The sequence below is a fragment of the Actinomycetes bacterium genome (assembly GCA_022396035.1).
Lineage (GTDB): Bacteria > Actinomycetota > Humimicrobiia > Humimicrobiales > Humimicrobiaceae > Halolacustris.
Genome location: JAIOXO010000004.1, coordinates 63720 through 86259 on the forward strand (window position 1 = coordinate 63720; position 22540 = coordinate 86259).

Below are 22540 nucleotides of genomic sequence, written 5' to 3' on the forward strand. Positions count from 1 at the left end.
CGGTTATCTGCAGTTGATAAAATACAGTTTTAAAAGTAATATATTAATAATTTTCGGCCCTGTAGGGCCCAGAAGATAACCGGTTAATACTTATAATTTATAATCAATAATATAGAGGATGATTATGGCTGAAAACCAGATAAGAGTTATTAATTTTGGAGAGGTATCCTGGCTTGATTCACAGGCAATTTATCATGCAGTTGCCCATTCTTTTAAACCTGATAGCCCTGATACCATTACTATTATGAGTCCAAAACAAACTTATGTCAGTATAGGGTATTTTCAGGAACTGGAAAAAGAGGTTGATCTGCCTTTCTGCAAAGAAAACCATATACCGGTTATAAGAAGGGAAGTGGGAGGGGGAGCTGTGCTTTTGGATTCTGATCAGCTGTTTTTCCACTATATTTTCAACAAGGATAAATTATCCAGGGATGTAGGCAAAATATATAAAAAATTTCTGGAGCCGGTAACCGGAGCCTATAGGCAGATGGGATTGGATGTATATCACCGCCCTATAAATGATCTGCATATAGATAATAAAAAAATTGGGGGCACCGGTGCGGTGGAGATTGGAAATTCAATGGTAGTGGTGGGAAGCTTCATGTTTGATTTTAATTATCAATTAATGCCCCGGATACTGAAGGTTCCCTCTGAAAAATTCAGGGATAAGATCTATCAGAACGTAAAAGACTATGTAACCAATATTGGCCAGGAGTGCAAAAATAGAAATATACCGCTGTTTGGCAAAGAGGAGATATTCAGGGTATTTTTAGAACAGGTCCAGAAAGAGTTTAATAGGACCGTAACTATGGAGGAAAAGCTGAATCCTGAGGAAGAACAGCAGCTTGAGCTGTTAAGAAAGATATTAACCGATGAAAGCTGGCTGAATAAAAAAGGGAAATTTCTGGATCGGAAAGTAAAAATAAATGCAGATGTTAATATTTATGAAGGCAACCATAAATGCAGCGGAGGGCTGATAAGGGTAACCTGCGCTACCAATAATGGATTTATTGATGATATAAATATATCCGGTGATTTTACCCTCATACCCTCTTCCGGGATTATCCATATTGAGAATTCACTAATCAGCTGCCCCCTGAACACGGAAACTGTGGAGCAAAAAATAAGCAGTGTTTACAGTAAATACGGGATAAGGTCTCCGGGACTGGAACCAGGAGATTTGGTGGAAGCTATAAAAACTGTGCTAAGCGACTGTTTTTAGCCTTTCTTAAATTTTAGGGCTGCTGAATTTATACAGTACCTTTTACCGGTAGGCTGCGGACCGTCTTCGAATAAATGTCCCAGGTGGCCTCCACAGTTAGAACAGAGGACTTCGGTTCTTTTCATATTATGGCCTATGTCTTCCCTGGTGGATATATTTTCTTCTATTGCATAATCATAGAAACTGGGCCAGCCGGTACCTGAATCATATTTCTGGCTGGAGTCAAAAAGCAGGGACCCGCAGCCGGCACAATAATACTTTCCCGGTTGCTTGTGGTTATAGTATTCATTTTTAAATGGCTGCTCGGTGCCTTTTTCCCTCAATATATGGTAAGCCTGAGGAGAAAGACACTGTTTCCATTGTTTATTATTTTGTTTTTCCATATTTCCTCCTTTCTGATATTATATCAAATCCTTCAGCTGGTCTACCAGCCGGGCAAAACTATCCAAAGCCAGGTTTACCGGTTCAGGTTTGGTCATATCTACCCCCAGTTTTTTTAATAAATTTATGGCATAATCGGATCCTCCTGAAGATAAGAATTCCGTGTATCTATCCAGGTAACCCTGTTCCTGTCTTATCTTCTGGGCAAGGGCGGAAGCTGCGCAGAACCCGGTAGCGTATTTGTATACATAGAAACTGTTGTAGAAGTGGGGAATCCTGGCCCATTCCATTTCTATGCCTTCATCAAGCGACAGCCCGGGCCCATAATATTTTTTATTCAGGTCAAAATATACATCGGATAGATTTTTCTGGGTAAGTGATTGCTGGTTTTGAGCCATATGGTGGATGGTTTTTTCAAATTCTGCAAACATGGTCTGCCTGAACACAGTGTTCCTGAATTGTTCCAGGTAATGATTGAGTATATATATTTTTTTCTCTCTGCTGTGGTTATTTTTAAGCAGGTATTCGGTTAGCATTATTTCATTTAATGTAGAGGCAATTTCTGCCAGAAATATGGAGTAGGAAGAATTGATATAGGGCTGGTTTTTATTGGAGAGGTAGCTGTGTACCGCATGGCCCAGCTCGTGGGCAATAGTAAACATGCTGTCCAGATTGTTCTGGTAATTGAGCAGGATAAAGGGGTGACAGTCATAGCAGCCCCAGGAATAGGCCCCGCTGGTTTTCCCCCTGGTTTCCACCACATCTATCCACCGGTTACCCATGGCCAGATTTATAATTTTTAGATAATCAGGCCCCATTGCTTTTAGACATTCTTTTATAATACTGGTGGCCTGCTGATAGGGGTAATCTGACTGGCTGTCTTCCACCAGAGGTACATACAGGTCATAGGAGTGCATTTTTTCTAATTTCAATGCCTGCTGTTTAACCGCAAGGTATTGCTGTAAGGCCGGTAAGTAGTTGTGGACTGATTCTATGAGGTTATCATAGACTGCCGAAGGTATATTGTCTTCAAACAGAGCAGCATCCAGTGAAGAACCATATTGTCTAATCCGGGCATAAAATAAATCCTTTTTAACCGAATAGGCAAGGGCGGCGGCTATGGTATTTTTCTGCTTGCTGTAGGTTCCGTACAGCTGGTTAAAGGCTTTTTTCCTTATTTTCCTGTCTCTGTTTTCCATAAATTTTGTAAAATTGCCTTTGGTTAATTCTATGGTATTTCCCTGCTGGTCTTCTATTCTGGGGAACTTAATATCAGCATCGTTTATCATGGAAAAAATATACCTGGGAGCCTGGGCTATCTCGCCGCTGAGGGCCAGTATTTCTTCTTCCCGGGAAGAAAGTACATGAGCTTTCTTTCTTAAAAGGTTGTTAAGAAAATGGGTGTAGTCTTTGAATCTGGTTTCATATAGGGCATTTTTCAGGAATGCTTCATCCAATGATAATATTTCCGGTATTAAGAATGATGCAGCTGCCTCAAATTGAATCAGCAGGTTTTGTGCCTGGTCCAGCATGGCCTGATACTGTGAGCAGCTGTTATCTTCATCCTTTTTTAAGTGGGCGTAGAAAAATACTTTTTCCACTGTTTTTGCGGTTTCTTCATAGGTGGAAACAGCCTCATAAAGTGTATCTGTAGATTCAGGCAGACGGTGTTTAAAACCGGCAACAACTTTTAATTTACTGCCGGCAGCAGACAGCTGGCTTTTCCATTGCCCGTAATCCTGAAAAAGGTCTTCCGGCTGCCACCTTAGGTGCCGGGGTACATCTTTTCTTTCCGGTATATTTCCAGTATCTGCCATATTTGTTCCTTCCTAAATTATTAATATTGGTTATTATATATAAATACCTTGATTTATTTAAATAAATTTGTGATTAATTAGCCCGTGCCGGTTTGAATTTTGTCATATTGGCCTGTATAATGAATTTGATTTTTAGCATGCCAAGAATACACCCTAAAGGAAGGATTTATTGGAGAGAAGAGGTAGAAAAGAATCAATTATCACCCTTATAATCATGATTATAATTGCGGCGGTAATTGTTAGCTGGATTTCTGGCTTGTGGAGCTGCGAGGCAGGAAGGAAAGATCTAACCGAAGAAGAGAGACTGAGCATAGCTGATTATGTAAACTCGGTATCAGTGCTGGTACAGCAATCCAACCAAATGGCTTTTAATTTCTTTATAACCCTGGATAAAATAAAGGGTATTTCCAGGGAAGAACTGGACAGTGAACTGCTGTCCATAATTGAAGAGAGCACAGTAATTGCTGAAAATTGTAATGAACTGAATCCGCCACAATCCTTTGAAGTGGCCCACGGGTACCTCAAGCTGGTATTTGATACCAGAAGGCAGGCCTGTGAAATCTTCAAACCTGCCCTGTTTAATGCCCTGCAGGATATAGATGTAGATATTTCCAGTTCCCAGATGACCAATGCCTTCCTTTATATGTTTATGAGTGATGAGATCTACAGATACTTTCAGGAAGAGCTGCAGGCTGCCGGAGAACAGATGGGAATAAATAATCTGACCATAATAGATTCTGTGGTTCTTCAGGATAAAAACCTTACAGATACCCAGAGTGTGGCCGAATTGATAGCTGACCTTAAAACAGTTACCAAGCTGCAGGAAAGGCGGGGAGTGGCGGTAGTAGAGCAGAGCGTAGAGTTTGATCCCAAGGTAATAAATGAACAGGGTGATTACCTTATTCTATCCAAAGGCACAGAAATAAGTGTAACCATCTTAATAGAGAATCAGGGTAATGTGGTGGAAAACGAGGTTAATGTGGTTATGACTTATCGGGCACAGGATAATCCGGCTGAAGAGAAGAGTTATACCATTAGAAGCATAAACCCTTCAGAACAGAAAGCGGTTACCCTTACTGGTTTCCCGGCTTACCCCGGCAGAAAATGCGATCTGGAGGTTACCGCAGGCCCGGTTCCGGGGGAAGCCCTGTTGACCAATAATAGCTCATCTTACAAATTTATGATGGAAAATTGATAAGGCTATAATAAGGGGGGTTTCCTAACCGGGAATTATTAGTTATAATACTCGACAGTTTTGAAATTTACAGTGATACTATATGGAAGAAAAACAAAGTAAGTCGTTTACGATACTGGTATTATCCGATGCTAAGTCTAAAGTTAGAAAACTTAGAATCTCCTTTAATTTTTTAAGGGGTTTGTATGTATGCGGGGTTATACTGCTGGCTGCTGCAGTGATACTGGTTTCAAACCTTTATATAACTCGCCAGAAACTTGATGAAAAAATAGCAGAAATAGAAAGAATCGAATATAAAATCAATTATAAAACGGTAGAACTGGATAATCTGGAACAAAAGACTTCCGAGATTGAAACCAAGACCAAGATACTGGAGAATTACTTAAAAGAGGTGGAAGAGCTGGACCGGGTGGTAAGGGATATAACCGGACAGGGTGGTTTTGAAAGCGAGGTTGCAGTTTATAATACAGAGTTAAATGCTGATGTTGACCTGGAAAACAATCCGGATGAAGTATTCTATTATGTGATGGACCAGGAACAGGAACTTGACGATATAGATGCCTTGCTGGATCAGCTGCTGCAGGTTGCACCGGGGCTCTCAGAAAAGCTTTCTGCCGATAAGGAAAATATTGAAGACTATATTTACCTTATGGAACATACTCCCTCCATCTGGCCTACATGGGGCAGGTTGACTTCATTATTTGGAGAAAGAAGATGGGGATATAATCATAAGGGCTTAGATATTGCCAACAGTACCGGCGTACCTGTTAATGCAACTGCCAGTGGGGTGGTTATTTATGCCGGCTACCACGGAGGATACGGCAAGAAGGTTATGGTCTATCATGGTTTTGATTATACCACCGTGTATGCTCATCTGAGCACAATCGATGTTGATGTGGGAGATGAGGTAAAGCAGGGCGACACCATAGGCCTTATGGGCAACACCGGCAACAGTACCGGGCCGCACCTGCATTACGAGGTACTGGTTGACGGCATACCTAAAAATCCCCAGGATTTTATGCCCTAGACTATTTACAATCTTTTTAAAACCCGGGCTTATATGGCTACAGTTTTAGAAGTAAGTAATTTAGTTAAGGGTTATGGAAAGCTTAAAGCAGTAGACGGAATAACTTTTAGCATCCAGGAAGGCCGGATATTTGGTTTATTGGGACCCAATGGTGTCGGTAAAACAACTACTGTGGAGATAATAGAAGGGTTGAGAAAGCCCGATATCGGAAAAATCAGTGTTTGCGGCATTGAGGTACAGGCAAACCCTGAAAAGATCAAACCCCTTACAGGAGTCCAGCTTCAAACTACCACCATATATGACAGTATAAAAGTGGGAGAAGCCATAGACCTGTTTGGCAGCTGCTATAGAAACAGTATCAACACCGAAAAAATCCTAAAAATAGTTTCCCTTAAGGATAAAGCCAGCTCCTATTATGTGACCCTTTCCGGCGGCCAGAAACAGAGGATAGCCAATGGCTCTGGTAAATGACCCCCGGATATTGTTTTTGGATGAGCCCACCACCGGCCTGGACCCCCAGGCCAGGAGGAACATATGGTCGGTAATAGAAGATTTGAAGCAGCAGGGTAAGACGGTAATACTGACCACTCATTATATGGAGGAAGCAGAACATCTCTGTGACACAGTGGGTATAATTGATTATGGGGAAATAATAGCTATGGATTCTCCTGCCAGCCTTATAAACAATACCGGCCTTGAATCCAGCATAGAGTTTAATTGCAGCCAGGATGCTTACCACAAGATTACATCGCAGCTTGAGGGGTAAGCAAATCTGAACGAAGGGGCAATAAGTCTATCCTATATACCCAGGACAGTACCAAGGCATTAAGTCAGCTGACTAATATCGCCCAGGCCAGTAACCTGAATCTTGAAAACATTCATACCCGGGGAGCCGCCTTGGAAGATGTCTTTTTACATTTAACCGGAAGAAAAATAAGGGAGAACTGATGCATATACTGGGCAGACAGATACTTCTGGAAATAAAATTATTTATAAGACGAAAAGAAGACCTGTCCTGGACTCTGGCTTTTCCCATGTTTTTTATGCTGCTTTACGGATTTGTGTACGGGGATACCTAGTGGAGTGATTATGGCATAAGGGCCATAGATTACATGATGCCGGGACTAATTGTTATGGTTTTAATGGTCTCCGGTATTATGGCTTCGGCCATCAGCTTTATTTCAGATCGGGAAAAGGGCATATATCATAGATTCTCGCTGACACTCTTAAAAAAATCTACATTGCTGGGAGCCCAGATTATACAGAAATACCTGGTTATGATTGTCCAGACTATTCTGCTGCTGATAGTGGGGGTATTTATGTTTGAGGCACAGATAAAAGGCAATTTTTTCCTGTTCTGGCTCTTATTTACCCCGGGTTCATTTTGCTTCTTAAGTATCGGGTTTTTTCTGGCCAGCTTCATCAAATCTTCCAAGGCAGCTACCCCTGCCTGCATGATAGTATTTTTTATGCTGATGTTTCTGAGAGGTCTATTTTTTCCGGCTTCCATTATGCCCGACTTCCTGGTAGCTTTTTCCAATTTTTTACCTTCCACCCACCTCAAAGATGCTTTAAGGATCACTATGGTTGAGGGCCAGGGAATATCCCGGGTGGTAAAAGAGATAGCAGTGGTGTCTGCCTGGCTGGTAGTAACCCTTGGTCTTTCGGTAAAATTCTTTAAGTGGGAATAACCGGTTTAAGATAGATTTGAGGGTAAATACACCCTTTATAATACCCATTTATTATTATATAATCTTTAAATCATTATTAGTGGAGCATAATCATGATTAAAATAGCCTATCTGGGACCCGAAGGGACCTTTACCGAGGAGGCGCTCAACCGGTACATGGAAAAAAGGGATGGAGTAGAAAAATTGCCCCTGCCCACGATTTCCGATGTGATAAAGTATGTAGATATGGGCCAGGCACAGGAAGGCCTGGTTCCTATAGAGAATTCAATTGAGGGTTCTGTAAATATTACCCTGGATGTACTTACCTTTGAAAGCGAATCCAAGATAGTCAGGGAGATAACCATACCGGTCAGGCACAGTTTAATTGCTAAAAAAGGCTATAAGCCGGAAGGGATAAAGAAAATAATATCCCACCCCCATGCTACTGCCCAGTGCAGAAATTATCTGCATACCTATTTCCCTGAAGTGGAAATTATTGCGGCCAACAGCACCGCCGAGGCGGTTAAAAAGCTTATAGAAACCAATAGCGATACCGCTGCTATCGGTACCGAGATTTCTGCCGGCCTCTATGATCTGGAGATAGTTGCCCGGGACATCGAAGACAATAAAGAAAACAGGACCAGGTTCGTATTTGTAGGAAATTTTGTCCCTACCAAAACCGGGGATGATAAGACTTCACTGGTTTGTTTCTTAAAAAAGGATAAACCGGGCAGCCTGTATAATATTTTAAAGGAGTTTGCCGAACGCAGTATTAACCTGAACCGGCTGGAGTCAAGGCCGGCCAAGAAAAACCTGGGGGATTATGTTTTTATGATAGATGTGGAAGGCCATATTCACGATAAACAGATATTTGATGCCATTGAGAGTTTAAGGAAGAAAGTTTACCTTATAAAGATACTGGGGTCTTACCCTGCTTGGAAAGAGGCAAAGGAGAAATAATTGATTGATATTGAGCTGTTGAGAAATAATCCGGATATGATAAGGGCAGAGATAAAAAAAAGGAATTTGAATATTGACCTGGATTCGGACATCCAGCTGGATGAAAAGAGGAGAGGATTAATATTTGAGGTAGAACAGCTGCGGGCCAAAAAGAATGAGGCTTCTAAAATTATACCCAGGCTGGATAAACAGGCAAGAACAGAAAAAATTTCTGAAATGAAACAGTTAAACCAGGAGCTGGAGGTACTGGAGGAAAAGTTAAAAAAGGTAGAAGAAGAGTTTTTTACCCATATGGCTGATTACCCCAATATATCACATGACAGTACCCCGGTGGGCAAAGACGAAAATGACAACGTGGCCCTGTATTACAGGGGGGATAAACCCCGGTTTGATTTTGAAATAAAAAACCATATAGAACTGGGAAGAAGCCTGGATTTACTTGATGATGAACGGGCCAGTAAGGTTTCAGGGTCAAGGTTTGTATACATGAAGAATGAAGCGGTATGGCTGGAGTTTGCTCTGGTACAGTACGTGCTGGGTATACTGGTAAAAAAAGGTTTTGTACCGGTTATACCTCCTACCATGGTAAAACAGGAAGCCATGTATGGAACCGGTTTTTTTCCTGCTGAAAAGACCCAGTATTACAAGGCCGAGCTGGATGATCTATATCTGGTGGGTACAGCCGAGGTGCCCCTATGTTCCTACCACAGTGATGAATTTATAGAACAGGATCTTTTACCTTTAAAATATGCCGGTTTTTCTACCTGCTACCGCAGGGAAGCTGGAGCTTATGGCAAGGATATGGGCGGCATGTTCAGGGTTCACCAGTTTGACAAGGTAGAGATGTTTATATTTTCTGACCCGGACCAATCCTGGGCGGAGTACGAAAAACTCAGGGATACCCTGGAAGAAATAATGGGGGGCCTGGGCTTTCACTACCGGATTATGAATATGTGTACCGGAGATATTGGCAACCCCAATGCTAAAAAATATGATCTTGAGGCCTGGCTTCCCGGACAGCAAAATTACAGGGAGCTTGCATCCTGCAGCCACGATACCGATTATCAGGCCCGCAGGCTTAATATAAAGTACAGGCAGGATGATTTAAAGGGGTATGTACATACCATGAACAGTACTGCCTGTGCCATAGGCAGGACGCTGATAGCTATTTATGAAAATTGCCAGACCAGGGAAGGCCATATAAAAATACCTTCAGTCCTGGTTCCCTTTATGAATGGAATAGAAGAAATAAAACCTAAAAAATAGGTTTTATTTATTCATAATTTGTGTGTATAATAGGTTGCCTGGAGGGGTGGCAGAGTCTGGTTGATTGCGACGGTCTTGAAAACCGTTGAGGGTTTTCCCTCCGGGGGTTCGAATCCCTCCCCCTCCGCCAGTACAGCCAATTCGAACTTTTATACTTATCATCTAGAAGAGCCGGAGTCTGGATCTTCGTATGTGCAATATAATATGGTTTGTGCACGGTTAATACAGAAGATATATGAAGTGGATCCATTATTGTGTCCCCATTGCGGGAAAAGATGAAAATAATAGCCTTTATTGAAGACTATGCCTATAAATTATAGTCGTGTTCAGTAATAGTATTGCTTGACATAAGTATCTATATAAACGATATTTCTATCATGATAAAGTCATTTAATTATAAAGAGACTGAAAAGATCTGGAATGGTGTTTTCTCTAAGGGATATCCAGAAAATATACAGGATCTCGCACGAAAGAAACTCAGGATGCTAAACAACTCTTAGTGGAGGAAAAGTAAAATGAAAAGACTAAGAAATATTCACCCTGGTGAGATTCTAAAAGAAGAATTTTTAGAACCACTAAATATCTCGGCTTACAGGCTTGCCAAGGAAACAAGTCTAGACCAGACACGTATCTCAGAGATAATCCACCAAAAAAGAAGGATTACTGCAGACACAGCTCTAAGACTGGCAAAGTTCTTTGGAAATACTCCACAATTCTGGCTGGGTCTTCAGAATGATTATGACATAGAAGAGGAAAAAATCCATAAAGAAGTTGAGCTAAGTAGAATAAAAAAGTTCCAGGTAGCCTGAGCATTACCGTGGCCTATTTGGGATATTTAATAGCTTGTCGCAAAATAATGGGCTTATTTGTATTTAATTCTCTGGCTATCTTTTCATAAGACATTCCTACGCCCGGAGTTGTTTTACTTTATTAGAAAGCTTTTTATATAAGAGAATCTGGATTACTGGTATTTTATTAATATGAGCTGATATCTCGGAAATGGTTCGAATAGGTTGCATCCGGGTCCGCCACTCTTTTTCGACCATATGATTTTCATAATCCAAACCAGCTGCAGCCCTTAAAATTTTGCATATTATATTATTTGACAAATATATAGGAAAAAGTTTAGAATTAAGTCTCTCTTTGTTTAGTAATATTTTGAGTAAGGGTAAGGTTTGTTTCTTTCTGTTTCCTCTTTCACAAAAATATTATCAAGCTTAGGGGAATAATATTACTGAAGGAGGTAAATATGCAAGGTAGCAAACTATATGTAGGGAATTTTAGCTACTCCACAACCAAGGAACAGTTAGAAGAGCTGTTTTCTGAATACGGTAGTGTAAATGAAATTACACTAATCGGAAATAAAGGTTTTGGGTTTGTTGAAATGTCTTCTACCGAAGAAGCAGAAAAGGCCAAAGAGGCTTTGGATGGTTCAGAGTTTAGCGGAAGAACCCTAAGGGTTGATGAAGCCAGACCAAAAACCAGCAGGCCTAATAGAGACTTTAAACGATATTAAAGTAGAAATATTGGCAAATAAAAATGGCTTACCCCAAATTTTTGGAGTAAGCCATTTTTATTATTAATAAGGATTTTTTAAAAGTACCCTCTCAAGTTCTTGCCTGCGCTTGATTTTTTCAGCTTTCCCAGTGTTTTAAACTCTATCTGCCGTATTCTCTCTCTGGTTACATTAAACTCTCTGCCTACTTCTTCCAGAGTTCTGGGATGTCCATCATGTAGGCCAAATCTTAATTCTAGAATCTTTCTTTCTCTATCGTTTAGGGTAGAGAGTACCTCGTTTAGCTGCTGCTGCAGCATAAAATAGGATGCGGCATCCGCAGGTTTTTTGGCTTCAGTGTCTTCTATAAAATCTTCCAGGCTGGTATCTCCTTCATCTCCGATAGGGGTTTCCAGAGAGATGGGCTGCTGGCTTATCTTTATTATTTCCCTTATTTTATCCGGGGTAAATTCAGTTGAGTCTGATATCTCTTCAACCGTTGGGTCCCTACCCAGTTTCTGGATGAGTTTTCTCTGGGTCCTGATTACTTTATTTATGTTCTCTACCATATGCACGGGCACCCTTATAGTTCTGGCCTGGTCGGATATGGCCCTGGTGATTCCCTGTCTTATCCACCAGGTGGCATAGGTGGAAAATTTGTAACCTTTTCGGTAGTCAAACTTTTCTACCGCCCTCATAAGGCCCAGGTTTCCTTCCTGTATAAGGTCTAGGAACAGCAAACCCCTGCCTGAATATTTCTTGGCGATACTTACTACCAGCCTCAGATTGGCTTTAATGAGAGCCTGCCTTGCTGCCAGGTCGCCAGCTTCTATCTTTTTTGCCAGCTGGGTTTCTTCTACGGCTGACAGAAGCCTGGTCCGGCCTATTTCCTTTAAGTACATCTGTACCGGATCCTTGGATGAAAATTTTAAGGAAGTTTCACCGGTTTTCTTTACTGCCACCTTTTTTTTGGGAGCATTATCTGATGAGGGTTTTCCCTCTATGTCTATATTCAGCTTATCTATGGCTTTGATTATGTTATTGGCCTGATCTTCTGAAAGCTCCAGTTCTGATATGGTATGTTTGATGTCCTGAAATTGAAGAGATCCTGTCTCTTTTCCTTTCTGTATAAGTTGTTTTATCTGTTTTAATTTAAGTTCCGTTTCTACTTTGATCACCTACATCTAATATTGATATTATCAAAAAATACCTTAAATTATCCCTTCAAAGTTTAATTAATTATTAACTAAGAGGGGATGATTCAAGCTTACAAATAACAGCTAAATCTGTTTATTAAGTTAGCTAGATTTAATATGTTAATTTTTACTTATTATAGCATACTCGGCAAACATTATAAATCGATTCAATTATAGCGGAGAGGATATACTAATTTAAGCATAATCACAATTTATAGAAGAATTTTGTTATTTCTACCACAGGCTGAGGTAATATGCTTGTTGAAATAAGGTGTTAATACCTGCTGGCAAGAAATGGGGTGCAGAAATAGGCCAAACCCTTATAATGATACCGCTGATGACGATTTTAGTTAATTGATTTTACTGCCTATTTTTGTTATAAATTAACCAGCTTAAGGGGGCGCCTGTAGCTCAACTGGATAGAGCAGTGGACTACGAATCCATCGGTTGGGGGTTCGAATCCTCTCAGGCGCGCCATTTTATACAAAAGCATTATTGGAGGGGGTAAGGATTTATGAAAAATTTTGAATTTAATATGCCAACCAAAGTAATATTTGGAAAGGATACCGAAAAAAATATAGGTCCGGAGATAAAGAAGTATACTGACAAGGTTCTGTTTCATTATGGCGGCGGAAGCATAAAGGCAAATGGTTTGTATGACAAGGTTCTAAAATCTTTAAGGCAGAATGATATTGAATTTGTGGAATTGGCAGGTGTAAAACCCAATCCCCGGCTTAGCCTGGTAAAAGAAGGAATAAAGCTCTGCAGGGAGAATAATATAGAATTTATACTGGGTGTCGGCGGAGGTTCAGTTTTGGATTCTGCCAAGGCTATAGCCATAGGGGTACCGTACCAGGGGGATGTATGGGATTTTTATACTGACAAAGCTACTATAGAAGAGGCTTTGCCGGTAGGCGCCGTGCTTACCATACCAGCAGCCGGGAGCGAAGCCAGTAATGGTTCAGTTATAACTGATGACAGTACTGATTATAAAAGGCCGGCGGAAAGTGAGTTGATCCGGCCCAGATTTGCTGTTATGAATCCGGAAGTTACTTTTACCCTGCCTCCCTATCAGACTGTGTGCGGAGCTTCCGATATAATGGCCCATGTTTTTGAAAGGTATTTTACCAGGGTAAAAAATGTGGATCTAACCGACAGGTTATGTGAATCAGTTTTAAAAACCATGATTAAATATACTCCCCAGGTCCTGGAAGAGCCTGAAAATTACGATGCCCGGGCAGAGATTATGTGGACGGGCACCGTAGCCCATAATGACCTGCTGACTACCGGCAGACAGGGGGACTGGGGCAGCCATATGATAGAGCATGAGCTCAGCGCCATATATGATATTGCCCATGGTGCAGGATTATCCATAGTTTTTCCGGCATGGATGAAGTATGTATTTAAGACTGATGTGGAGAGGTTTGTACAGTTTGCCGCCAGGGTCTGGAATGTTGAACCTGACCTGTTTGACATGCAGTCAACAGCCCTGGAGGGAATAAGCAGGCTGGAGCAGTTCTATAAAAAAATTAACCTACCTACCAGGTTAAGTGATATAAATATCGGTGATGACAGGTTTGAAGAGATGGCAGATAAGGCTGTGGAATTCGGTAACCTGGGCAGTTTTGTTGAGCTCAAAAAAGAGGATGTCTTAAGCATATTAAAACTGGCCAAATAGGGGTTGGACATGGGGATATATTCTTACAGCATATCGGGAAAAAAAGTAATAATAAAGATAAGAAGAAGGATCTGTGAGACTCCGGAGGAATTGCTGGAAAGTGAATTGTTTGTAGAGATAGTTAACCGGTGCATAAATCACCTCAAAAGGCATAATTCACCATTGCTGGCAATTTTTAAGGATAAAAAAATAGATGAAGGAATGGCCGAAAGCCTTGCCGGCGCCCTTAAACTGCTGGCGGGGCTTCCGGCCAGCCTGCTGCTGGAAATGGACCGGAAGTATTCAATTTTTATACAGGACCCAAAGCTGCTTTATGATTTTGTCGAATACCTTTATAATTACTGGAGGAATTTTGAAAGGTTCATAATTTGCACCTCTGATATAGAAGCTCTGGACAAGAGGCCTTACCGTACATTTAACCAGACTGTGGAAAAGTTAACCCATTTAATCAGGGGTACCTACCGGGATCTTCAGGAAAATATTAGTGGAAAGCACCCCAGGGTATACCGGCAGGTAAGGGCCGGTTCGGAAGTGGCAGCAATTGCCCAGCCCAAGGATATTGGATTGCCCGGAGGCTTATATCAAAAACTGGAGGGGATACCGGTTATAAGGCAGGCTCTTATATACCTGCCACTGGTTTTAAATCCTCCCATGAACAAAAGGACCGGCAGCTTTCAAAAAATAGAAACCAACCCACTGCAAAACATAGAAATAAACCAAGATGAATGGATAGTATATCCGGCCAGGGTAGGGCCGCTTAATATCCATATATTTATTCACCGCAATTTTTTAGAGCTGGGGTTCTCCCTGGCCAATCTTTTTGAATTAATTGATGACCACAAGCTTAACCAGAAACCGGATGCAGTTTACCTGTTTGGGGTAGATGAACAGCAGATAAGCGGTCTGGCTGAATTTCCTACCGTATTTTATGATGATAAGGATAACCATATTATGGTAGCTGCTGTTCCCAACAGTGACCGGTTTGGGTATTTTGGCTACCTTAAGAAAATGGTTCTTACTCTGCATAATATAATCATGATGAAAAAGGGGAGATGGCCCTTCCACGGAGCGCTGGTAAACATCATGTTAAATGATGGCAGCAGTGCCACCATTTTATTGGTGGGAGACTCGGGGGCAGGCAAGTCGGAAACCCTGGAGGCCCTGAGAATTCTGGGTGATGAGCATATCAGGGAAATGACTATTATAGCTGATGATATGGGTTCGGTAGAGCTCTCACCTGAGGGAATTCTGGGTTATGGAACAGAGATAGGCGCTTTTCTGAGGCTGGATGACCTGCAGCCGGGATATGCTTTCGGACAGATAGACCGGGCTATTATTATGAGTCCCAGTATGACCAATGCCCGGATTGTGCTTCCGGTTACCAGCATAGATACGGTGCTTAAAGGGTGGAATATTGACCTGATACTGTATGCCAACAATTATGAGAATGTAGATGCCGATCACCCGGTAATAGAGATAAACGACAATTATCTTGATGCCCTGAGGATATTCAGGGAAGGTACGGTAATGAGCAAGGGCACCACTACTTCTACCGGCCTGACCCATTCCTATTTTGCCAATATATTTGGTCCCCAACAGTATAAAAAACTGCATCAGGAAATAGCTGAGAAATATTTTAAGTCTTTCTACCAAAAATCGATAAGGGTTGGCCAGATAAGGACCAGGCTGGGAATAGAAGGCCTGGAGACAGAAGGCCCCAGAGCGGCTGCTACCAGGCTGCTGGAAATTATTTCTGAATAATCTAGAGACGGGGTAAGACTTTCAGGCTGCGCAGCCGGTTTATGGCCGCGCCAACTTCATATTTTCTGGGCAGGGCGTAGCTTCCTGGATGCTGGCTGCCGTATGGGGATATTACCCTTAAGCCCTTTTCTTTAATATCTGTATAAACAAGGCTCAGGCATTGGTTCAGGGTATTTTTGCCGTTAATGTAGTTATTTTTAAGGGCATAATAGAGTATATCCGATATGGCATTAACCTGGCTGGGATCAACAATCTGTTCGATAGCTGAAAGGTCAATGTTTTCAAAGCCAAAGGTTATCTGATTAAGTCCCCTTGATTTTATCTTTCTTTTTCTGCCTTTATAGGGGTTTATGCTCTCAGGTTTGGGAATCCTTTCGGTGACCGGTCCAAAACCGGGGGGAGCTTCTTTTTTTCTTTTATCTTTTTTCTGGCTTATGATGTCTTTGGCTTTTGAGGTTACCAGGCGGGGGATATAGGAGTCCATAAGTATTATATGGTCTGCCACTTCAAAATAATCGCCCGCTCCCCCCATAACCATTATGGTAGAAGTTCCATAATCTTGCCGCATGTTCTGTACCTGGTCTATAAACGGAGTGATGGGTTCTTTATCCTTGGAAACTATTTTCTGCATTACTTCATCCCTTATAAGGAAGTTGGTGGCCGAGGTATCTTCATCCAGCAGCAGCATTCCGGTTTCCAGTTCCAGTGCTTCTATTATATTTGCTGCCTGGGAGGTGCTTCCGCTGGCATTGGCTGTACTAAATTTTTGGGTATTTTTACCAAAGGGCAGGTTGTTTATAAAGGGAGAAATATTTACTTTCTGTACATTTCTGCCTTCTTCTGCTCTTATCTTTACTGCGCTGCCTATGGTTACTGTATACTCCCTGCCATCGCCGGGAATATGATTATAGACTCCTTCTTCTATGCTGGAAAGAAGGGTGGTTTTGCCATGAAAACCGCCGCCTATTATAAGGGTTATTCCCGCAGGCAGACCCATTCCCTTTATTTTCCCGGCATGGGGAGCAGTCATAGTGGTTTCCAGCTGGGGAGGGGATTTAAAAGGTACTGCTTCCGAGGGCGGAAGGGGCCGGTCCGATATTCCGCTTCTCCGGGGAAGAATTGAATCATTAGCGATAAATGCTACCAGGTTATGGGAAGAAAGCTGCTCTCTCAGGTAGTCCTGGTCTTCATTTACCTGTACAAATTTTAAGGCTTGCTGTTTATCTATTTCGGAGTAAAACATGGAGCTGGAAACTGCCTGCGGCACTATGGAGGTTAGCAGGGTTATACATTCTGAACCCAGTATCCTTCTGCCTCTTGCCGGCAGGCCTGCATAGAAACAGACTTCTATAAAATCCTGGTTCAGATAACATGAAGTTCTTTCCAAAATTTGCTGCCTGCCGCAATCTATATTAAGCAGGCCAGATTTTCCGCTGCCCATCCTCTTGTTTGACCTGGATTTTATAGCCCGGTTGAAAACCCGGGTAATAAAATCCTGCAGGGCTATCCTTCTGGATTTATTGGAAAAAAGGTCTGGGTCAAACTTTGCTTTTGGCAGGTAAACCCTGGCCCTCAGTTTGGAAGGGGCCGCAAAGGGGTCTCCCTGCACATGGTCTATATACAGGGTGAAGTTATCAAAATTATAGCTTCCCTTTAATTGCTTATAGGCTTTGTAGCCCCGGTGGTCTATTCTGTTGATTATTGTTTTTAAATTCTGCATGCCTGCCTTTTTAGCTGATTGGTAATGATTTAATAATACTTTAATCCTTGAGTATTTGCCTTTTTATTTTAATGGCTATAGCCGGCTATCTCAAGGAATATAATTTTTAAATTTCTATTTTTAAATATAGCTTAAATATATTACAATAGCTTGCGGATAGGCTGATGATTTTTTTGATGATTGTTGTTATTATATACAATACTTGCTCAGGAGGAGTGCGTGAGTGGCTGAAACGGGCCGCCTGCTAAGCGGTTAGGTGGGTATTAAGCCCGCCTCGAGGGTTCGAATCCCTCCTCCTCCGCCATATTTAGAAGTTAATATAGATTAAATGCTAATTCACGACAAACCCAGTAATACTGGGTTTTTCGCATTTCAGAAGCAAAACCGCCACCATCTTGATGGCAGATTTCATTGCGTAACATGGCGTGCTGCTCATCCCTGTAAGAAGGATTAGTGAAAAGATGCATCCATTTTTGAGTTTGTTGTGCAATAACTTGTATATATAAATAGCCATAGTATATTGATTGATATATTACCTTGACAATCATAGTAGTGTAATATACAATTTTTTACGAGGTGATGATATGAGCGAGAACAAAATCACAGCTGACCTGCTACGTGGCCATACAGATACTATGATATTAAGGCTTTTATCCGAAGCTGACCGATACGGTTACGAAATTGTCAAGCTGATAGCCGAGCGCTCGGGCGGTGAGTATGAGTTAAAAGAAGCTACGATGTACTCCAGCGTACGACGGCTTGAGGCGGACGGGGATATCGAGTGGTATTGGGGCGATGAATCTCAGGGCGGACGGCGTAAGTATTTTGAGATCACTGAAAAAGGTAAAACCACTTACGCCAGGAACAAAAACAATTGGGAGTATGCAAAACGCGTACTTGATAACTTATTGTAAGGAGATGGATAATATGAACGAAAAATTAAACCGGTATTTGAACGGCGTTTTTGCGCCTTATGATGGAGTAAAAAGCGTCGCTGAACTTAAGGCCGACCTGCTATCCGATTTGCAGGAACGGTTCCGTGAACTCAAAGATGAGGGAAAAGATGATGAAACAGCCTTTGAGATGACCATTGACAGCATTGGCGACATCGAACAAACGGTACAGGAGGTCGCCAATGTCTCTCGCTCACTGGAACGGCAGGTACTGACAAACTTAAGCGCGAGCAACCTGCCAAAGAGCGACTTTGCAGGAGTTACCGCACATAAAGGAAAATTTGAATCGAGTGCGTTACGCGGCTCCGACTTTACAGGCGCGGATTTGACCGGCAGCTCGTTTGCAGGCAGTGATGTGCGCGAAGCCAATTTTGACGGGGCAAATCTGACAGACTGCAACTTGTCTGCTATTGACCTTACGGGAGCGAGCTTCCATCAATCAATCCTTGTGCGTACCAATTTCAGCAAGTCGGGATTGGCAGGAGTAAAATTTATAGGTACAAAACTGACAGACGTTAACCTGACCATGACCGATCTCAGAAAAACAACCTTTAAAAGCTGTATCTTTGAAGGAGTGGACTTCAAGTCCTCTGATCTGCGGGGGTTGCGCCTGGACGGACTGAATTTTATTGGTGTAAAGTTTGACCAGGCGGCGCTGAACGAAGTTACGTTTAAGGGTGCGACACTTAAAAATGTATCCTTCCATCCGGCGTATACCTTCTCTAATAAATACTACCGTGCTATTAAAACCATTTGCTTTGACAGCTCGATGATGGATAAGCTGACTTACGCCGTACTCAAAGGAATGGATGCCAATTTATCAAAAGTTACTGTTATATAAGAAATTAAGAATATGGAAAACAAAGCAATTCAAGTGAAGGGACTGCAAAAGTCCTATAAGCAACTTCATGTTCTAAGGGATGTGGGTTTTGAAGTAGAAAAGGGTAGTGTTTTCGCACTGCTCGGCTCCAACGGTGCGGGAAAAACAACGATTGTCAAAATTCTCACCACTCTGCTCAAACCAGACGCAGGAAAGGCTGTCGTAAACGGATTCGATGTCATAACAAAGGCCATTAATGTGCGGAAGTCAATCAGTCTGACCGGGCAATTTACCGCTGTGGATGAGATTTTAACCGGACGGGAGAATCTGATTATGATTGCGAAACTGCGGCACCTGAGAAATCCGTGCCTGGCAGCGGATGATTTGCTTAAACGCTTCGGTTTGGCCGACGCTGCCGACCGTAAGGTATCCACTTATTCGGGGGGCATGGGGCGCAAGCTAGACATTGCCATGAGCCTTATAGGAAAACCACAGCTCATTTTCCTCGATGAACCGACCACCGGACTTGACCCTGAGGCGCGCATTGAGGTTTGGAAGATTGTCAAAGAGCTTACCGACAGTGGCACTACGGTATTCCTGACAACGCAGTATTTGGAGGAGGCCGAGCAACTTGCCGAACGGATTGCCATTCTGCACGAAGGCAGAATTATCGCCAATGGCACGCTCGCGGAACTGAAAAAGATGTTCCCGCCAGCAAAGTTGGAGTATGTGGAAAAACAGCCGAATTTAGAGGAGATATTTCTCTCCATCATTGGCAAAAGGGAGGAAAAGTAAATGGAAGCTACAAAGAAACACTTCCTCAGCGATATGAGCGTTATGCTGGGACGCTCCATGCGCCATATTATTCGCAGCATGGACACCATCATCACGGTCACCATTATGCCGATTGCGTTTATGCTGCTGTTTGTCTATGTTTTCGGGGGTGCCATTCAAACTGGCACAGACAACTATGTGAATTACCTGTTGCCCGGTATCTTGCTGATTGCTATTGCGAGCGGCATATCCTATACGGGCTACCGCCTGTTTATCGATGTACAGCGGGGCATAATTGAGCGTTTTAACTCCATGCCGATCGCACGTTCGACAGTGCTGTGGGGGCATGTGCTGACTTCACTGATATCCAACGCAATTTCAGTTATTGTCATCATTCTCGTAGCTTTGATTATGGGCTTTCGCTCGTCAGCGGGGGTACTGTCATGGCTTGCTGTGGCCGGTATGCTCGCGCTTTTTACACTGGCCTTGACATGGATTGCGGTGATTGCAGGATTGTCCGCAAAATCTGCGGACGGTGTAAGCGCCTTTTCCTATCCGGTTATTTTCCTGCCGTTTATCAGCTCAGCGTTTGTTCCAACTGAAACCATGCCTCTGGTTGTTCGTATCTTTGCCGAAAATCAACCAGTGACTTCGATAGTAGAAGCCATCCGCGCACTATTGTCAGGCCAGCCTGTCGGCAATAACATTTGGATTGCACTGGCATGGTGCCTTGGTATTCTTGTAGTTGCATATTTGTTCGCAATTCGGACATACAAACGTAAAGTATCATGAGACATTATGTGATACTAATACTGAAATGGCGGCGTGGATAGTTATAGACGGTCGTTCCTATGGAGAATAGGACAAGCAAGAAGCGGAGCGATGATCATCAAACTATCCAAACATAATACCGCCAGCCGGTTAAAAGAGCTGCAGCAATAAAAGAGCTGGCTAACGGTTGAAAATAATAAATAATCCATTATAATTTGACCTTGATAAAAAAAGGAGGTAAAGATGACAGCAACAAAAACCAAACTTATCACTACCATAATAATTATAGCCATTACCTCTGGTTTACTCATGCTTGCAGGGTGTTTTCTACCTACAGGATCTACTACAGATGGTCAGGTCCCCGAACAGGCTGAGCCAGCGGAACAGGAGGTTGAACCGCAAACAGAGCCAGAGCAGGAACAGGAAGAGGAAAAGCAGCCTGCAAATCAGGAACCTGCAGAATCCCAGCCACAACCGGAAGGCCCATCAATGTTTGCTTCGGCTATACTTAAAAGTTATGATAAGGCCAATAAAACCCTGTATGTAGAGCAGCTTATAAATGAGCCCAACCAGCAGGAAATAGGGGAGAAGATTACCCATTCTTCGGACTGCCAGGCTGTACTGAGCATACTGGTAAGAAATGACAGCGAATCGGAGCATACTACAAACATGGATATAGAAAGTATACCCACCGGCCAGGAAGTGGGGCTGGTTATAGAAGATGGCCTAGTGCAGGAGATAATATACCAGCTGGCTATGGATACCGGACAACAGGCTTCAATAAGAGAGATGGACCCTCAGACAGAGTTTTTTGCCAATGCCATATTAAAAGGTGTAACCGATGGCAAAAACCTGGTGGTAGAACAGCTTATAAATGAGCCCAACCAGCAGGAGATAGGGGAGCAGGTCTCTGTAACTGAAAACTTCCAGGCTTATTTTTCGATTGTAATAAGGTCTGGTGGCCAGGGAAAAGAGTATATAAATGCCCTGGATTTATCCCGGATTCCCAGAAAACAGGAGATAGGATTAATAATGAACCAGGATAATCAGGCAGTAGCTGCTATCTATTCAATTATGCTGGAGCAGTAGCAGTTGTTTAGGGTTTAAAGAGGCATAAATTATGAGAAGTAAAATATTTTCGGTCTTAATATTTATCCTGCTTCTGGCTTTGCTCAGCGGGTGCGGAGTAGAATCAGCAGAGGAAGAAATTGATTTTGAGACATTAGCCCGGGGCTACAACAGCAGTGCTGAAGATAAGAACTACTATGTAGTTGCCGACCAGCAAAACTTTGCGCAGATTAGTGAAAAAATTGATCAGCAGCAAATAGATACTGTTAATTTTGGCCAGGAGATGGTCATTGCTGTTTTTCAGGGCCGGCAATCCACCGGAGGGTATGAGATAGAAGTGGAGAAAGTGGTTCGCACAACAGAAAACCTTAAAGTGTACATAAATGAAACCGTACCTGACCCTTCGGATATGGTTACCCAGGCTTTGACCTCTCCCTATCATTTGATCAAGCTTCCCAAAGTGGATTTGCAGGCGGAATTCATAGACTGATAAATTTTACCAATTTGTATTTCGCCCTTATTTTTAACATAATTAATACCAGGGAATGGCTAGGTGTCAGCCCTGGTATTAATTTATTGATAACCGGATGTAATGGGCAAGAAAAAACCTGAAAAATTTGTATTTATGGACAGCATAGTACTGGTCAGCCCCACCGGGCAGAGAGCCCAGAACTTAAGGGAATTTTTAAATATACTGGAAGGCTCTGCCGATAAGGTAATCTTTCACCACCTGTACCAGTCCCATATAAAGTATGCCTATACCTTTA

At 42.3% G+C, this 22540-nt stretch carries 21 protein-coding genes, 3 tRNA genes and 1 pseudogene; 21 read left to right on the plus strand and 4 right to left on the minus strand.

The features are described from left to right. Nucleotides 1–124 precede the first annotated feature (124 nt). Nucleotides 125–1222: a lipoate--protein ligase family protein gene (locus K9H14_02580; protein MCG9479079.1), complete on the plus strand. Its 1098-nt coding sequence runs from the start codon at nt 125–127 to the stop codon at nt 1220–1222. On the opposite strand, the gene msrB is transcribed toward K9H14_02580, so the two are convergent. Then, nucleotides 1219–1605 (minus strand): peptide-methionine (R)-S-oxide reductase MsrB, encoded by a 387-nt coding sequence (gene msrB, locus K9H14_02585; GenBank protein MCG9479080.1) that lies wholly within the window; start codon nt 1603–1605, stop codon nt 1219–1221. The two genes, K9H14_02580 and msrB, sit on opposite strands and share 4 nt — an antisense overlap. A gap of 18 nt (nt 1606–1623) precedes the next feature. Then, nucleotides 1624–3420, minus strand: coding sequence for an oligoendopeptidase F (gene pepF / locus K9H14_02590; protein MCG9479081.1), 1797 nt, complete (start codon nt 3418–3420; stop codon nt 1624–1626). Nucleotides 3421–3589: 169 nt separating this feature from the next. Here pepF and K9H14_02595 point away from each other — a divergent pair, with 169 nt between their 5' ends. The 9 genes and pseudogenes from K9H14_02595 (at nt 3590) to K9H14_02635 (ending at nt 11053) form a co-directional block, all read left to right on the plus strand. Continuing rightward, complete coding sequence (locus tag K9H14_02595; GenBank protein MCG9479082.1) at nt 3590–4615, plus strand: hypothetical protein; 1026 nt, start codon at nt 3590–3592, stop codon at nt 4613–4615. 82 nt (nt 4616–4697) lie between these two features. Beyond that, nucleotides 4698–5642 carry a peptidoglycan DD-metalloendopeptidase family protein gene (locus tag K9H14_02600; GenBank protein ID MCG9479083.1) on the plus strand — a complete coding sequence of 315 codons (945 nt, stop codon included), beginning with the start codon at nt 4698–4700 and terminating at the stop codon, nt 5640–5642. A gap of 33 nt (nt 5643–5675) precedes the next feature. Further along, nucleotides 5676–6590, plus strand: a pseudogene (locus K9H14_02605) (ABC transporter ATP-binding protein). Nucleotides 6591–6784: 194 nt separating this feature from the next. Next, nucleotides 6785–7333 (plus strand): ABC transporter permease, encoded by a 549-nt coding sequence (locus K9H14_02610; GenBank protein ID MCG9479084.1) that lies wholly within the window; start codon nt 6785–6787, stop codon nt 7331–7333. Between the two features lie 92 nt (nt 7334–7425). Next, on the plus strand, nt 7426–8271 hold the full coding sequence (gene pheA / locus K9H14_02615; protein MCG9479085.1) for a prephenate dehydratase: 846 nt from the start codon (nt 7426–7428) through the stop codon (nt 8269–8271). Further along, nucleotides 8272–9537, plus strand: coding sequence for a serine--tRNA ligase (serS, locus tag K9H14_02620; GenBank protein MCG9479086.1), 1266 nt, complete (start codon nt 8272–8274; stop codon nt 9535–9537). 40 nt (nt 9538–9577) lie between these two features. Next, nucleotides 9578–9667: transfer RNA gene (locus tag K9H14_02625), tRNA-Ser, on the plus strand. A 385-nt stretch (nt 9668–10052) separates the two neighbouring features. Continuing rightward, on the plus strand, nt 10053–10346 hold the full coding sequence (locus K9H14_02630) for a HigA family addiction module antidote protein (protein ID MCG9479087.1): 294 nt from the start codon (nt 10053–10055) through the stop codon (nt 10344–10346). A 440-nt stretch (nt 10347–10786) separates the two neighbouring features. Continuing rightward, a complete protein-coding gene (locus K9H14_02635) occupies nt 10787–11053 on the plus strand; it encodes an RNA-binding protein (GenBank protein MCG9479088.1) in 267 nt (88 codons plus the stop codon). Between the two features lie 77 nt (nt 11054–11130). Here K9H14_02635 and rpoD read toward each other — a convergent pair whose 3' ends face one another. Beyond that, on the minus strand, nt 11131–12210 hold the full coding sequence (gene rpoD / locus K9H14_02640; GenBank protein MCG9479089.1) for an RNA polymerase sigma factor RpoD: 1080 nt from the start codon (nt 12208–12210) through the stop codon (nt 11131–11133). A gap of 418 nt (nt 12211–12628) precedes the next feature. Between rpoD and K9H14_02645 the strand changes: the two genes are divergently transcribed. The 3 genes from K9H14_02645 to K9H14_02655 all read left to right on the plus strand — a co-directional run bounded on the left by K9H14_02645 (nt 12629) and on the right by K9H14_02655 (nt 15667). Next, a tRNA-Arg gene (locus K9H14_02645) sits at nt 12629–12705 on the plus strand. A gap of 37 nt (nt 12706–12742) precedes the next feature. Further along, nucleotides 12743–13906, plus strand: a complete 1164-nt coding sequence (locus tag K9H14_02650) for an iron-containing alcohol dehydrogenase (GenBank protein MCG9479090.1) — start codon at nt 12743–12745, stop codon at nt 13904–13906. Between the two features lie 9 nt (nt 13907–13915). Further along, the gene (locus tag K9H14_02655) at nt 13916–15667 is read left to right on the plus strand and encodes a phosphoenolpyruvate carboxykinase (GenBank protein MCG9479091.1); all 1752 of its coding nucleotides are present in this window, start codon (nt 13916–13918) and stop codon (nt 15665–15667) included. Nucleotide 15668: 1 nt separating this feature from the next. Here K9H14_02655 and K9H14_02660 read toward each other — a convergent pair whose 3' ends face one another. Further along, complete coding sequence (locus tag K9H14_02660) at nt 15669–17387, minus strand: ABC-ATPase domain-containing protein (GenBank protein MCG9479092.1); 1719 nt, start codon at nt 17385–17387, stop codon at nt 15669–15671. A gap of 209 nt (nt 17388–17596) precedes the next feature. Between K9H14_02660 and K9H14_02665 the strand changes: the two genes are divergently transcribed. The 8 genes from K9H14_02665 to K9H14_02700 form a co-directional block, all read left to right on the plus strand. Then, nucleotides 17597–17691, plus strand: a tRNA-Ser gene (locus K9H14_02665). Between the two features lie 280 nt (nt 17692–17971). Then, a complete protein-coding gene (locus K9H14_02670; protein ID MCG9479093.1) occupies nt 17972–18301 on the plus strand; it encodes a PadR family transcriptional regulator in 330 nt (109 codons plus the stop codon). 13 nt (nt 18302–18314) lie between these two features. Next, nucleotides 18315–19181: a pentapeptide repeat-containing protein gene (locus K9H14_02675; GenBank protein ID MCG9479094.1), complete on the plus strand. Its 867-nt coding sequence runs from the start codon at nt 18315–18317 to the stop codon at nt 19179–19181. Nucleotides 19182–19193: 12 nt separating this feature from the next. Beyond that, a complete protein-coding gene (locus tag K9H14_02680) occupies nt 19194–19955 on the plus strand; it encodes an ATP-binding cassette domain-containing protein (protein ID MCG9479095.1) in 762 nt (253 codons plus the stop codon). Beyond that, nucleotides 19956–20726 carry an ABC transporter permease gene (locus tag K9H14_02685; protein ID MCG9479096.1) on the plus strand — a complete coding sequence of 257 codons (771 nt, stop codon included), beginning with the start codon at nt 19956–19958 and terminating at the stop codon, nt 20724–20726. It abuts the gene before it with no gap. 222 nt (nt 20727–20948) lie between these two features. Beyond that, nucleotides 20949–21794: a hypothetical protein gene (locus tag K9H14_02690; protein MCG9479097.1), complete on the plus strand. Its 846-nt coding sequence runs from the start codon at nt 20949–20951 to the stop codon at nt 21792–21794. 31 nt (nt 21795–21825) lie between these two features. Continuing rightward, nucleotides 21826–22263: a protease complex subunit PrcB family protein gene (locus K9H14_02695; GenBank protein MCG9479098.1), complete on the plus strand. Its 438-nt coding sequence runs from the start codon at nt 21826–21828 to the stop codon at nt 22261–22263. A gap of 102 nt (nt 22264–22365) precedes the next feature. After that, nucleotides 22366–22540, plus strand: a 175-nt coding sequence (locus K9H14_02700; protein ID MCG9479099.1) for a DUF5752 family protein, incomplete at its 3' end; no start/stop codon positions are given.

What these genes read in the sequence shown, in the direction of transcription:
- K9H14_02580 (MCG9479079.1), top strand. Translation starts at nt 125, where the DNA reads ATGGCTGAAAACCAGATAAGAGTTATTAATTTTGGAGAGGTATCCTGG.
- msrB (MCG9479080.1), bottom strand. Translation starts at nt 1,605, where the DNA reads ATGGAAAAACAAAATAATAAACAATGGAAACAGTGTCTTTCTCCTCAG.
- pepF (MCG9479081.1), bottom strand. Translation starts at nt 3,420, where the DNA reads ATGGCAGATACTGGAAATATACCGGAAAGAAAAGATGTACCCCGGCAC.
- K9H14_02600 (MCG9479083.1), top strand. Translation starts at nt 4,698, where the DNA reads ATGGAAGAAAAACAAAGTAAGTCGTTTACGATACTGGTATTATCCGAT.
- K9H14_02610 (MCG9479084.1), top strand. Translation starts at nt 6,785, where the DNA reads ATGGTCTCCGGTATTATGGCTTCGGCCATCAGCTTTATTTCAGATCGG.
- pheA (MCG9479085.1), top strand. Translation starts at nt 7,426, where the DNA reads ATGATTAAAATAGCCTATCTGGGACCCGAAGGGACCTTTACCGAGGAG.
- K9H14_02630 (MCG9479087.1), top strand. Translation starts at nt 10,053, where the DNA reads ATGAAAAGACTAAGAAATATTCACCCTGGTGAGATTCTAAAAGAAGAA.
- K9H14_02635 (MCG9479088.1), top strand. Translation starts at nt 10,787, where the DNA reads ATGCAAGGTAGCAAACTATATGTAGGGAATTTTAGCTACTCCACAACC.
- K9H14_02650 (MCG9479090.1), top strand. Translation starts at nt 12,743, where the DNA reads ATGAAAAATTTTGAATTTAATATGCCAACCAAAGTAATATTTGGAAAG.
- K9H14_02655 (MCG9479091.1), top strand. Translation starts at nt 13,916, where the DNA reads ATGGGGATATATTCTTACAGCATATCGGGAAAAAAAGTAATAATAAAG.
- K9H14_02660 (MCG9479092.1), bottom strand. Translation starts at nt 17,387, where the DNA reads ATGCAGAATTTAAAAACAATAATCAACAGAATAGACCACCGGGGCTAC.
- K9H14_02670 (MCG9479093.1), top strand. Translation starts at nt 17,972, where the DNA reads ATGAGCGAGAACAAAATCACAGCTGACCTGCTACGTGGCCATACAGAT.
- K9H14_02675 (MCG9479094.1), top strand. Translation starts at nt 18,315, where the DNA reads ATGAACGAAAAATTAAACCGGTATTTGAACGGCGTTTTTGCGCCTTAT.
- K9H14_02680 (MCG9479095.1), top strand. Translation starts at nt 19,194, where the DNA reads ATGGAAAACAAAGCAATTCAAGTGAAGGGACTGCAAAAGTCCTATAAG.
- K9H14_02685 (MCG9479096.1), top strand. Translation starts at nt 19,956, where the DNA reads ATGGAAGCTACAAAGAAACACTTCCTCAGCGATATGAGCGTTATGCTG.
- K9H14_02690 (MCG9479097.1), top strand. Translation starts at nt 20,949, where the DNA reads ATGACAGCAACAAAAACCAAACTTATCACTACCATAATAATTATAGCC.
- K9H14_02695 (MCG9479098.1), top strand. Translation starts at nt 21,826, where the DNA reads ATGAGAAGTAAAATATTTTCGGTCTTAATATTTATCCTGCTTCTGGCT.